At 59.0% G+C, this 12,396-nt stretch carries 13 protein-coding genes and 1 pseudogene; 1 reads left to right on the top strand and 13 read right to left on the bottom strand.

The genetic code is table 11. From position 1 onward, the window contains the following. Window positions 1–17: 17 nt before the first annotated feature. The 3 genes and pseudogenes from SERRSCBI_RS21175 to lpxO form a co-directional block, all read right to left on the bottom strand. The gene (locus SERRSCBI_RS21175; protein ID WP_042785799.1) at window positions 18–713 is read right to left on the bottom strand and encodes a CTP synthase; all 696 of its coding nucleotides are present in this window, start codon (window positions 711–713) and stop codon (window positions 18–20) included. Window positions 714–832: 119 nt separating this feature from the next. Next, window positions 833–1,753: a kdo(2)-lipid IV(A) palmitoleoyltransferase gene (lpxP, locus tag SERRSCBI_RS21170; protein WP_033651230.1), complete on the bottom strand. Its 921-nt coding sequence runs from the start codon at window positions 1,751–1,753 to the stop codon at window positions 833–835. Window positions 1,754–2,053: 300 nt separating this feature from the next. Then, window positions 2,054–2,960, bottom strand: a pseudogene (lpxO, locus tag SERRSCBI_RS21165) (lipid A hydroxylase LpxO). A gap of 247 nt (window positions 2,961–3,207) precedes the next feature. Here lpxO and SERRSCBI_RS21160 point away from each other — a divergent pair. Next, the gene (locus tag SERRSCBI_RS21160; protein ID WP_016930249.1) at window positions 3,208–3,549 is read left to right on the top strand and encodes a hypothetical protein; all 342 of its coding nucleotides are present in this window, start codon (window positions 3,208–3,210) and stop codon (window positions 3,547–3,549) included. Window positions 3,550–3,678: 129 nt separating this feature from the next. Here the strand turns inward: SERRSCBI_RS21160 and fis are convergent, their stop codons facing one another. From fis to msrP, 10 genes are all read right to left on the bottom strand, one after another. Then, window positions 3,679–3,975: a DNA-binding transcriptional regulator Fis gene (gene fis, locus SERRSCBI_RS21155; protein WP_000462905.1), complete on the bottom strand. Its 297-nt coding sequence runs from the start codon at window positions 3,973–3,975 to the stop codon at window positions 3,679–3,681. Continuing rightward, window positions 3,957–4,961 carry a tRNA dihydrouridine synthase DusB gene (gene dusB, locus SERRSCBI_RS21150; RefSeq protein ID WP_033644443.1) on the bottom strand — a complete coding sequence of 335 codons (1,005 nt, stop codon included), beginning with the start codon at window positions 4,959–4,961 and terminating at the stop codon, window positions 3,957–3,959. Before dusB ends, fis begins: the two co-directional genes overlap by 19 nt. 393 nt (window positions 4,962–5,354) lie before the next feature. Further along, the gene (prmA, locus tag SERRSCBI_RS21145) at window positions 5,355–6,236 is read right to left on the bottom strand and encodes a 50S ribosomal protein L11 methyltransferase (protein ID WP_042785453.1); all 882 of its coding nucleotides are present in this window, start codon (window positions 6,234–6,236) and stop codon (window positions 5,355–5,357) included. Window positions 6,237–6,247: 11 nt separating this feature from the next. Then, window positions 6,248–7,693 (bottom strand): sodium/pantothenate symporter, encoded by a 1,446-nt coding sequence (gene panF, locus SERRSCBI_RS21140; RefSeq protein WP_042785452.1) that lies wholly within the window; start codon window positions 7,691–7,693, stop codon window positions 6,248–6,250. Continuing rightward, entirely contained in the window at window positions 7,683–7,925 is a 243-nt protein-coding gene (locus tag SERRSCBI_RS21135) for a YhdT family protein (protein ID WP_025304424.1), read from the bottom strand. Before SERRSCBI_RS21135 ends, panF begins: the two co-directional genes overlap by 11 nt. Before the next feature lie 152 nt (window positions 7,926–8,077). Further along, a complete protein-coding gene (accC, locus tag SERRSCBI_RS21130; RefSeq protein WP_019453177.1) occupies window positions 8,078–9,427 on the bottom strand; it encodes an acetyl-CoA carboxylase biotin carboxylase subunit in 1,350 nt (449 codons plus the stop codon). 12 nt (window positions 9,428–9,439) lie between these two features. After that, the gene (gene accB / locus SERRSCBI_RS21125) at window positions 9,440–9,907 is read right to left on the bottom strand and encodes an acetyl-CoA carboxylase biotin carboxyl carrier protein (RefSeq protein WP_033636178.1); all 468 of its coding nucleotides are present in this window, start codon (window positions 9,905–9,907) and stop codon (window positions 9,440–9,442) included. A 32-nt stretch (window positions 9,908–9,939) separates the two neighbouring features. Continuing rightward, complete coding sequence (gene aroQ / locus SERRSCBI_RS21120) at window positions 9,940–10,392, bottom strand: type II 3-dehydroquinate dehydratase (protein ID WP_004936891.1); 453 nt, start codon at window positions 10,390–10,392, stop codon at window positions 9,940–9,942. Window positions 10,393–10,679: 287 nt separating this feature from the next. Further along, window positions 10,680–11,279: a protein-methionine-sulfoxide reductase heme-binding subunit MsrQ gene (gene msrQ, locus SERRSCBI_RS21115; protein ID WP_016930241.1), complete on the bottom strand. Its 600-nt coding sequence runs from the start codon at window positions 11,277–11,279 to the stop codon at window positions 10,680–10,682. Then, window positions 11,280–12,281, bottom strand: a complete 1,002-nt coding sequence (gene msrP, locus SERRSCBI_RS21110) for a protein-methionine-sulfoxide reductase catalytic subunit MsrP (protein ID WP_033651234.1) — start codon at window positions 12,279–12,281, stop codon at window positions 11,280–11,282. It lies immediately after the preceding gene. Window positions 12,282–12,396 lie beyond the last annotated feature (115 nt).

Here is a 12,396-nt window from a genome sequence, read left to right as displayed (position 1 = left end):
TTTTGGTTCATCGCGCTTTACCCGTTGGCGGCGGCTTTGACGAGTTCCACCACCAGCGGTGAAAGCTCGCCGCGCAGCGCGGCGCGTTCCGACTGGAACAGCGTGGCGGCGTAAAAACGCCGGCCCGGCAGTTCGATGGCGCGCACGTCGCCTTCGGCATCGTGGCCGCTGATGATCAGCGGGAAGCGCTGCAGATCGGCGACGAAGTCCGGATTCACGCCGAAGTTGCAGTGGTAGCCTTCATGGGCGTTCAGGCTGCCGTAGGCCTGCGCGACGCGGGTGTCAGGCTGAAAAACGATGTCGCCGGTTTTTTCCACCAGCGAGCAGCTCAATGGGGCGATCACCAGCCGGCCACCGCTGTCGGTTTCCGCATGACCGGCGTCGTGCCAGCCCATCACATTGCGGGCGTATTCGACGATGGCGTATTGAAAACCGCCGCAGGAGCCGAGGAACGGCACGTCGTTTTCCCGCGCATGACGGATCGCCATAAAGGCGCCGTCGTCGTGACGATACGGGCTGCCCGGCACCACCCAGATGGCGTCGAAATCTTGCAGCGCGTCGGGGGAGGTCAGGGTTTCGGTCGGGAGCCACTGGGGCTGAACGTCGATGTCGAGGTGGGCGGCGGTGAGCTGGAGTGCCACGGGGATAGCCTGGTGAGCCACGGCTTGCGGGTTGTAATCACCGACCAGAGCAATGCGGACTTGAGCTTTCATCATTTCCTTTCCTGTGCGGGTAAAAAAGGAGATTACAGGAAAGCGGGATCCCGAGCCGCAGATTTTTTAAACGCGGCGCACAAAAAAGCCCGGCGTTGGCCGGGCTGAAAAAAAGAGGGTCAGTACAGCGAGGGCGCGCCAGCCGGTCGGGTTTTGAAACGGCGGTGCAGCCACATGTATTGCTCCGGCGCCCGCATGATCTCTTTCTCGATCACTTTGTTCATGTAAGCCGCCGCTGCCTGTTCATCGCTGAGCGGATAGTCTTCCAGAGCCGGTTGGATCAGCAGGTCGTAGCCGCGGCCGCCTTCGCGGCGGATCAGTACCACCGGCACCAGCGCCGGGTTGGCCATGCGCGCCAGCATGAAGGTGCCGCTGGTGGTGGCGGCCTTATCGACGGCGAACAGCGGCGCGAATACGCTGCCGCGCGGGCCGTAGTCCTGATCCGGCGCGAACCACACCGCCTCGCCGCGCTTGAGCGCATGCACCATGCCGCGCAAATCCTTGCGATCGATCATCGCCTTGTTGGAACGCATGCGGCCTTTGGTCTGCGCCCATTCCATCGCCTTGTTGTTATGCGGACGGTACATCGCCATCATCGGCTGACACAGGCCCATCGCCCGGCCGCCCAGCTCCAGCGACATAAAATGCACGCCGATCACCAGCACGCCGCGATCGTCGCGCTGCGCCATTTTGAGGTGGTTGATGCCGGAGACGTTGAACCAGCGCTTGACGCGTTTATCTGACCAGAACCAGGCCATGCCGGTTTCCAGCAGGCCCATGCCGAGGGATTCGAAATTGCCCACCACTTTGCGCTCGCGCTGCGCTTCGTCCATCTCGGGGAAGCACAGCTCGAGGTTGCGACGGGTGATGGTGACGCGGCGCTTGAGAAAACGCATCGAGGTGCGTCCCATCCACACCCCCAGACGGTAGAGCAGCGGATAGGGGAGCTGTACCAGCAGGAACAGCAGAGCGAGGCCGAACCAGGTTAGCCAGTAGCGCGGGTGCAGCAAGGCCAGTTGAAATGCTTTGGCTGATTTCATAGAAACTCGTTTTATACGTTAAAAGGGGCAGCAAGCTGTAACGCATAAAGGTTCCACTCGATAGCGATACGACTACTCAGACACCCGGGTACGGCCAGGGTTTAGTCGGAATTCCATAATTGACTAAACATTTACATTCGAAGGGCGGTTTGCGCTGCTATCAGGCTTCGGAGGGATAGCTGTTGGCCAGCGGAGGCGGCTCTAGGAATGCTTATGCTAACACAGGGTACGGGGTGTGGCGGAAGAGGGGCATGCGAATATTCTCATTCGCGTTGCCCCTGAGTTGAGGATTGGCGCGTTTTACAGGCTGGGAATGATAATCGCGGCGAAGATCGCGGCGATCACCAGCCATTTCAGCAGGTAGTAACCGCGGCGGTTGCGCGCTTTCAGGCGTTGGCCGGCATCGCGCACCGCGTTGACGTATTTGAAGATGCGGTTGATGCCGCCGGTGCGGTCCTGATCGTCGTTCGGCGAACTGGCCGCCGACATCAGCGTAGCGCCGACCCAGTGGTTGACTGCCTGCGCCCAGCGCCATTTCATCGGCCGCTCGACGTCGCAAAACAGAATGATGCGCGTCTGATCGGTGGCGTTCTGCGCCCAGTGCACGTAGGTCTCATCGAAGATCACCGCCTCGCCGTCGCGCCAGCTGTGCTGCTCGCCGTCTACTTCGATGAAGCAGCGATCGTCGTTGGGCGTCATCAGCCCCAGGTGATAGCGCACCGAGCCGGCGTAAGGATCGCGGTGTTTACCCAGGTGGCTGCCGGGCGGCAGCTCGGCGAACATCGCCGCCTTGACCGACGGGATGCGGTTGAGCAGCTCGACGGTTTTTTGGACACAGCGTCTGCGCCGAAGGGTGACTGTCGCTGTACCATTTCAGATAGAAACGTTTCCAGCCGCGTTTGAAGAAGGTGTTGAAACCGGCATCGTTGTGCGACTGCGCCTTTTTGATGTGATCCTGCAGGCGCACCGCTTCTTCGCGGATCGTCTGCCAGTTGTCGGTCAGCGTCTGCAGCTCCGGGAAGCCTTTTTCGTCGAAATAGGGCTGTTTGGCGGGCAAACGGGAGAAACCGGTCATAAACATGTTGATCGGCCCCATAAACGTGGAGTGATCGAACAGCTGACGGGTAAGCTTTTGTTTCTCTTTGCCGCGGGAGTGTGCGTAGAGGAAGCTGATGATAAAAATGCCGATAATGATCGCGGCAACCATAGAATCCATCCCTGTTAGTGCTTGTTAAAAATTCGTACAAATTATAGTTTTGTGACAGGAAAAATTTAACTTTTTCGTGCGCTTTCCCCGCTCATGCTGCTTAGTGGCATAAAAAATCAATAAAACTGTTTGTAATAAAATTTTATATCGATTTTTTGGTTTTAGTCCTATTCTTAAATCGTTCAAGGGGCGTTTCATGCCATCTTGTTTCATGACGAATGGCACGTATCTGAGAAAAGAGGGACTTATGAAGAAATCAATCATTGCCTTGTCTGCACTGCTGCTCGCTTCCCCGGTGTTCGCTGCTGAAACCGCGACCGACACCGCCGCTCACGCCAGCAACGAGGTTGTCGCTGAGGCGCATAAAGGGGCGGATACCGCCAAAGAAAAGCTGCACCAGTCTCAGGACAAGGGTGAAGAGCTGAAGCTGAAAGCCAAGCACGCCGCCGAAGGCAAGAGCGATAGCGTTGGCAGTAAAGTGAGCGAAGGCTCGCAAAAAGCCTGGCACTCCACCAAACAGGGTACGGAGAAGGCTTGGGACAAGACCAAGCAAGGGGCGGAAAGCCTCAAAAACAAAGCGACCGAGTAAGGTCTCCGCTTTTTACCCCAAGGGCCGCGTTGCGGCCTTTTTTATTGCCTGCAAACCGGGCGTGCCCCAAAGAAAAAGGCGCTTATCAAATGAGATAAAGCGCCTTTTCAACACGTTAACTGACTAGTATCAGTTCATGCCGTATTTTTTCAGCTTCTTACGCAGCGTGCCGCGGTTGATGCCCATCATCAGGGCTGCGCGGGTTTGGTTGCCACGGGTGTATTGCATCACCATGTCCAACAGTGGCTGTTCAACTTCAGCCAGTACCAGCTCATACAGGTCATTTACGTCTTGACCGTTCAGTTGAGCAAAATAGTTCTTCAGTGCTTGTTTAACCGAGTCACGCAGAGGCTTTTGAGTCACCTGATCTTGTGAGTTAACGGTAGAAACGGTCAGTACGTCAGAATTTACGCGTTGTTCGAACATAGTTCTGTCAGCTCTTTTTTTACGCTAAGATTTTCGAAATATGCCTCCAACGCCTCCAGCTGTTCGCTGGCATCCTCTATGGCGTTGAATGTGCGCCGAAACTGGTCATTCGGAGCGTGTTCCTGGAGATACCAGGACACGTGCTTACGAGCAATCCGGAATCCCTTGCCTTGGCCATAAAAGCCGTGCAATTCCCGAATGTGCCCAATCAACAAGCGCTTCACCTCGCCAAGCGGCATCGGCGGCAGCAACTCCCCAGTGTCCAGATAATGCTGGATTTCCCGGAAGATCCAGGGTCTCCCCTGAGCAGCGCGGCCTATCATCAGGGCATCGGCCCCGGTGTAGTCGAGCACTGCTCTGGCTTTATGCGGGTCAGTAATATCCCCATTCGCGATAATCGGAATGGAAACACTCTGCTTAACTGCCCGAATGCTGTCGTATTCCGCGTTGCCGTTAAACAGACAGGCGCGGGTTCGGCCGTGAATCGTCAGGGCCTGAATACCACAGTCTTCGGCCAGTTGGGCAATCTCTACACAGTTACGGTGCTCTGGCGCCCAGCCGGTGCGAATCTTCAGCGTTACCGGCACATCCACCGCGTCGACCACCGCGTGGAGGATCCGTTTAACCAGATCCGGGTACTGCAACAAAGCGGACCCGGCAAGCTTCCGGTTCACTTTTTTGGCCGGGCATCCCATGTTGATGTCGATGATCTGCGCGCCGCTGGCCACGTTGATACGCGCGGCGGCGGCCATATCATCAGGATCGCATCCGGCAATTTGCACGGAGCGGATCCCAGGTTCATCGCTATGCACCATACGCAGACGCGACTTATCCGTCCGCCACACCTCCGGGTTGGAGGAGAGCATTTCGGATACAGCCATCCCAGCACCCATTGCATGACAGAGGGTTCTGAACGGGCGATCTGTAATACCGGCCATCGGGGCCGCAATCAGGCAATTAGTAAGCTGGTGGTGTCCAATGCGCATAGACAAAGAGTGACCATACTGTGTCCGCAAGGGCGCGTATATTACGCATTTTTGCGTCGAGATGAAAGGCCAAACTTTAACCAATTGGCCCGATATTAGGACGAAAAATACGCTACGCGGCGATTCATAAAAATATTATATATATTTTACAATAAGTTGACGAAAAGTGCTTATTTTGTGTGCGGCAAAATATTCGCCTTTGCGCAGGATATTATCTGCATTCGCCCGCTATTTTTGCCGGGATAGCCTGCCTGGAAGGCGCATTCTCAGGGCGATCCGTCGTTGAGCGGCGAAAAATTGCATAAAATTTTGTGCCGCCCGAGGGCCGATCGCCGGACAAAAAAATCCACCGGCGCAGGGCCGGTGGACGAGAGGGGCACTATACCGTGACGCTTACTTGCGGCGGCCGGTAATGCGGCACCACTCTTCGCGCTCGGCGACCGGGTCGAGCGTGAACTTCTCTGCGTAGGCTTCCGCTACGCTGCTCGCCTGGCTGGCCAGCACGCCGGACAGCCCCAGATGGCCACCGGCCTTCGGCAGACAGCCGATCAGCGGCGCCAGCTCGCGCAGCGGGCCGGCGAGGATGTTGGCGACCACCACGTCCGCCAGCAGGTAGGCAGGCTGGTCTTTCGGCAGATACAGCTCCAGACGCTCTGAAACGCCGTTACGCTGCGCGTTGTCGCGGCTGGCCTGAATGGCCTGGGGATCGATGTCGATGCCGATAGCGCGCGCCGCACCCAGCTTCAGCGCGGCGATCGCCAGGATGCCGGAGCCGCAACCGAAGTCGATAACGGTTTTGCCGGCCAGATCGAGGCCGTCCAGCCACTGCAGGCACAGCGCGGTGGTCGGGTGGGTGCCGGTGCCAAACGCCAGGCCCGGATCGAGCATCACGTTGACCGCGTCGGGATCGGGCACGTCACGCCAGCTCGGGCAGATCCACAAGCGCTCGCCGAAGCGCATCGGATGGAAGTTGTCCATCCACTCGCGCTCCCAGTCCTTGTCTTCCAGCTGTTCTATCTTGTGGCGGAAACCGGCGCCCAGCAGCGGGTGCTGTTCCAGCATCGCCACCACCTCGGCCATATCGGTTTCGGCGTCGTACAGGCCGATCACATCGGTGTCGCCCCACAGCAGGGTTTCACCCGGCAAGGGTTCGAACACCGGATTGTCGTGGGTGTCCTGGAAGGTCACCGACACGGCGCCGCTTTCCACCAGCGCGTCGCTCAGGTCTTCCGCCTGGCTGCCGGTGGTGTTCAGTTTGAGTTGGATCCAAGGCATAGCAATTCTCTTCAAGAGGGTAATGATGACGCCGCCCGGCGCTTTTCGCCGACGACGTTACCGAGATAAAACGCCAACAGGCTGAGCAACAGCGAAGGCACGATAGGGTGCAGCCCCGCCGGTTGCAGGTTGAAGCTGGCCAATAGCGTATAGCATACCGCACCCGACACCATTGAGCTAAGCGCTCCCTGTGCATTGGCGCGTTCCCAATACAGGCCCAGCACCAGCGGCCACAGGAAGACCGCCTCCAGCCCGCCGAAAGCCAGCAGATTGAGCCAGATGATCATCTCAGGCGGCCGCCAGGCCGCCAGCAGCACCAGCAGACCGAGGATCAGCGTGGTCAGGCTGGAGAAGCGCTTGATCAATCGCTCGTTGTGGATCTGCTGCGGCCGCACGCCCAGGTAGAGATCCTTGATGATGGTGGCGGAGGATTGCAGCAGTTGGGCGTTGATGGTCGACATGATCGCCGCCATCGGCGCCGCCAAAAAGATCCCGGCGGCGTACGGCGGCAGCACGGTGATCATCAGCGTTGGGATCACCTGATCGGGGATCTTGAGATCGGGCAATACCGCGCGGCCGAGCGCGCCGGCCAGGTGCATGCCGAACATCAGCACCGCCACCACTACGGTGCCGAGCAGAATGCCGCGATGCACCGCCTTGCTGTCCTTGTAGGAGATGCAGCGCACGGCGGTGTGGGGCAGGCCGATCACCCCAAAGCACACCAGGATCCAGAATGACGCCATAAACGGCAGGCTGAGGATCTGATCGCCGCCCTGCGGCGACACCAGCGCCGGATCGATCTGCTGCAGCTTGCTTACTGCGCTGTCCAGTCCGCCGGCGGCATGGATCACCGCCACCAGCAGCAGCACGGTGCCAAGCAGCATCACCAGCCCCTGCATGGCGTCGTTCAGCACGCTGGCGCGGAAGCCGCCGAAGGCGGTGTACAGCGCGATGCTGATGCCGAAGATCAGCAGGCCGGTGTCGTAGGGAATGCCGGCGGCGGTCTCCAGCAGGCGGGCGCCACCGATAAACTGCACCGTCATGGCGCCGAGGAACGCCACCAGCAGACTGAGGCTGGCCAGCCACACCAGCAGGCGGCTCTGGTAGCGGCCATACAGCATGTCATTGAGGGTGATGGCGTTGTAGCGCCGCGCCAGGATGGCGAATTTCTTGCCCAGCACGCCGAGCGACAGCCACACCGCCGGCAGTTGGATCATCGCCAGCAGCACCCAGCCCAGGCCGTATTTATAGGCGGCGCCGGGGCCGCCTATAAACGAACTGGCGCTGATGTAGGTGGCGGTCAGGGTCATCGCCAGCACAAAGCCGCCCATCGAGCGGTTGCCGAGAAAGTATTCGCTGAGGAAATTCCCGCTCTGGCGGCGGCTGTAGGCATACACCGACAGGCCGAACACCAGCAACAGGTAGGCGACCAGCGGCAGGATCACTTCAGTTTGCATCGCTGTCCTCCAGCGAAATGTCGCGGAACACCGTGCGCACCATCAGCCAGCACAGGCCGGTGAACAGCAGCGGGACCAGCAGGCAGGCCATTTCGAACCAGTGCGGCAGGCCGGTGACGCCGATGGCGCTGTCCGGCAGGTAGGCCGCCAGCCCCCAGGCCAGCAGGTAGAGCAGCGTCAGCCCCAGCGCCCAGCGCGCTTCGCGGTGCGCCTGAATAAAGCGTTTGTCCATCCGTGTCTCCCATAGGTTTACGGTGATGGATTCATCAAAGGTAGGGAATTTTACGGCATGACGGCGTTTTGCCAAGCCGTTACTGGCGGCAGCGCCAAAGAAAAAGGCCGGTGATTAACCGGCCTTTCGTCAGACGATGCTGCGTGGCTGCCTTAGGTTTCCTGCAGACCCAGCTTCTTCTCCAGATAGTGGATGTTGGTGCCACCGTGCTGGAAGTTTTCGTCGTTCATGATCTTCTGCTGCAGCTCAACGTTGGTTTTGATGCCATCGATGATCAGTTCAGCCAGGGCGTTCTTCATGCGGGCAATCGCCACGTCACGGTTTTCGCCGAAGGTGATCAGTTTGCCGATCATGGAGTCATAGTACGGCGGTACGGTATAACCGGCGTAGATATGAGATTCCCAACGCACGCCGAAACCGCCTGGCGCGTGGAAGCGGGTGATCTTGCCCGGGCTCGGCAGGAAGGTGTTCGGATCTTCGGCGTTGATGCGGCATTCTACCGCGTGGCCGTGGATCTTCACTTCTTCCTGTTTGATCGACAGCGGCTGACCGGCAGCGATGCGCAGCTGCTCTTTGATCAGATCCACGCCGGTGATCATTTCGGTAACCGGGTGTTCTACCTGAATACGGGTGTTCATTTCGATGAAATAGAACTCGCCGTTTTCATACAGGAACTCGAAGGTGCCCGCACCGCGGTAGCCGATTTCCACACAGGCTTTCGAGCAGCGCTCGCCGATGTAGCGGCGCATTTCGCTGGTGATGCCCGGCGCCGGCGCTTCTTCGACCACTTTCTGGTGGCGGCGCTGCATGGAGCAGTCGCGCTCGGCCAGATAGATGGCGTTGCCCTGGCCGTCGGCCAATACCTGAATCTCGATGTGGCGCGGATTCTCCAGGTATTTTTCCATATACACCATGTCGTTGTTGAAAGCCGCTTTGGCTTCCGCTTTCGTCATGTTGATGGACTGCTCAAGGTCTTTGTCGCTGCGCACGACGCGCATGCCGCGACCGCCGCCGCCGCCGGAGGCCTTGATGATCACCGGATAACCGATGCGCTTGGCGAAGGCACGGTTTTTATCCATGTCGTCGGTCAGCGGGCCGTCGGAGCCCGGTACGCAGGGCACGCCGGCTTTTTTCATGGCGTTGATCGCGGAAACCTTGTCGCCCATCAGGCGGATGGTTTCGGCTCTCGGGCCGATGAAGATGAAGCCGGAGCGTTCAACCTGCTCGGCGAAGTCGGCGTTCTCCGACAGGAAGCCGTAGCCCGGGTGGATCGCCACGGCGCCGGTGATTTCCGCCGCCGAGATGATGGCCGGGATGTTCAGGTAGCTTTTTACCGATGGCGCAGGACCGATGCAGACGGTCTCGTCGGCCAGCAGAACGTGTTTCAGATCGCGGTCGGCCGCGGAGTGAACCGCAACGGTCTTGATGCCCAGTTCTTTACAGGCACGCAGGATGCGAAGCGCGATCTCGCCGCGGTTGGCGATAACAATTTTATCAAGCATGGGGGCGCCTCGTTATTCGATGACGACCAGCGGCTCGTCATATTCGACCGGCTGGCCGTTTTCCACCAGGATGGCTTTCACGACGCCGGACTTGTCCGCTTCGATCTGGTTCATCATTTTCATGGCTTCAACGATGCACAGGGTATCGCCGGCGTTCACTTTCTGGCCCACTTCCACGAAGGCTTTCGCGTCCGGGCTTGGGGTGCGGTAGAAGGTGCCTACCATTGGGGAACGAACGACGTGGCCACTCACGGCCGCCGGTGCTGCAGGGGTTTCTGCCGCAGGCGCGGTGGCAACGGCGTTAGCCAGGGCTGGCTGCTGCTGTGCCGGCATCGCGTAGGCCTGCTGCATGACGGGATAAGCCTGCGCCGGTGCGGCACGGCTGATGCGAACCGATTCTTCGCCTTCAGAGATTTCCAGTTCAGAAATGCCTGATTCTTCAACCAGTTCGATCAGTTTCTTGATTTTACGAATATCCATGAGTGTGATTCCGTACTCTTTTTGTGGAGCAATTAGTGGGTTTTCGACAGACGGTTAACCGCTGCCTGTAAAGCGAAAGCGTAGCCATCCGCGCCGAGGCCGCAAATCACGCCTACCGCTACGTCTGAGAGATAAGAGTGATGGCGGAAAGGTTCGCGGGCGTGCACGTTGGACAGGTGGATCTCGATGAACGGGATCTGCACCGCCAGCAACGCATCGCGCAGCGCCACGCTGGTATGCGTGAACGCCGCCGGATTTATCAGAATGAAATCGGTATTGCCGCGCGCCTGATGGATGCGATCGATCAGCTGATGCTCGGCGTTGGACTGCAGATGGCTCAGGGTAATATCCAATGCGGATGCCTGGTTTTCCAATCCGTTAACAATCTCTGTCAGCGTCGTGCTGCCGTACTTCTCCGGCTCACGCGTCCCCAGCAGATTGAGATTGGGGCCGTTCAGAAGCAAAATGTGAAACTTATCCGCCATTGTGCTGGTATCTCCGGCAATAAAACCATCATCGTAGAAAATAACCCGATGTTACCGATTTGTCACCTGTTAAGGGGCAAATTCACCCTGAGAACAGAAACAAGGTCGGGCATTATAACGATATCGTAGCAATTCGCAGCTAAATACTGGTCTTATCAGCGAAGATATTCAACCCCAAATCGACGAACTCGGGGAGCCGTGACAGGAATATGAGCGCTGGAACACAAAAAAAGTTCCCGCCGGCGGCGCGCGTTTTTCAGCGGCAATCCCACGCGCCGCCGCGCGATTCAGCGCCACCAGGCGCGGAATTTCTTGTAACGCAGGCCCAACAGCGCCACCGCCAACAGCGCGTAAATGAACGGCTGGGGTGAAAACGTTTTGACCGACCACAGATAGTGGATGGGCGCGAGGATCGCCGCCAGATAGACGAAGTTGTGCAACGTTTGCCATTTGGCGCCCAGTTTGCGCATCGCCCACAGCGTCGAGGTGGCCGCCAGCGCCAGCAGGATCAGCCAGGTGAGGATGCCGAGCGTCAGATACGGGCGATTCACCAGCTCGCTGCCCAGCAGGCCGAGATTGCTCAGCCCCAGTTCCAGCGTGGAGTAGCTTATCAGGTGCAACGTGCCCCAGGCAAAGCACCACAGCCCGACCAGGCGGCGGCAGCGGATCAGCAGCGGTTGCCGGGCGTAGCGCGCCAGCGGGGCGATAGCCAGCGTGGCCAGCAGCAGTTTCAGCGTCATCCTGCCGGTAAAATGCTGAATGTCCTTGGACGGATCGGCGCTGAACCAGCCCTGATCCACCGCCAACACCAGCCAGAGAAAGGGCAAAAACGCCGCCAGATGCAGGGCGGCTTTCAGCCATTTGATATGAACAGGCGTCAGGCGCACTTAGAAATTCTCCCGCAGGTCCATGCCGTGATACAGCGACGCCACCTGATCGGCATAGCCGTTAAACAGCAGAGTCGGTTGGCGTTTGACGTCGAGTATGCCGCCGGCGCCGATGAAACGCTCGGTGGCCTGCGACCAGCGCGGATGATCGACGTGCGGATTCACGTTGGCGTAAAAACCGTACTCGTTCGGCGCAGATTGGTTCCAGGTGGTCGGCGGCTGATCGCGTACCAAACGGATATGCACGATCGACTTGATGCCTTTGAAGCCGTATTTCCACGGCGTAATCAACCGCAGCGGCGCGCCGTTTTGCGGCGGCAGGGTTTTGCCGTACACGCCGACGGTCAGCAGCGCCAGCGGATGCATCGCCTCGTCCAGCCGCAGCCCTTCGACGTAGGGATATTTCAGGCCGCCGCCGATAAAGCGATCTTTCTGGCCGGGCATCTGTTCCGGATCGTACAGCGTCTGGAAGGCCACGTAGCGCGCGTTGCCGTTCGGCTCGGCCAGCTTGAGAAGCTTGCCCAGCTCGAAACCGATCCATGGCACCACCATCGACCAGGCCTCGACGCAGCGCATGCGATAAATGCGCTGCTCCAGCGGGAAACGCTTCATCAGATCGTCGATATCCAGCGTTATCGGCTTTGCCACTTCGCCGTCGATGCGCACTTTCCAGCCTTCGGTCTTCAGCCCGCCGGCGTTGGCGGCCGGATCGGCCTTGTCGAGGCCGAACTCATAGAAGTTGTTGTAGCCGGTGACCTTGTCTTCCGGCGTCATCGCCAGTTGCGCCTGCCAGGCGGCCGGTTTGCTGAATTCCAGCGCTTTGCCCGGCGGCGCTTTGGGACGATCGTTGCCTTTGAACCACGACAGCAGGTCCGCCTGTGCGCCGGTAGGCAGCGCCAGCGTGGCGGCGGTGATGCCGAGCGCCTGCAGCACTTTGCGCCGCTGATGGAATACGCTCTCCGGCGTGACGTCGGCCTCGGTCAATTTGGGGTGTTTGTTCATGCTTATGTTCTCCGCGACTGATGCCCGCCGCCCGCAAGCGGTTAACAGGGCTCCATGAAATAAGCATGGCGCTAAAGCCGGCCGGAAGCGAGGGAACGCGGGAAAATATGAAATT

Origin of the sequence: Serratia sp. SCBI, assembly GCF_000747565.1 — a bacterium.
Lineage (GTDB): Bacteria > Pseudomonadota > Gammaproteobacteria > Enterobacterales > Enterobacteriaceae > Serratia > Serratia ureilytica.
This window is presented reverse-complemented; position numbering and strand designations above follow the sequence as displayed.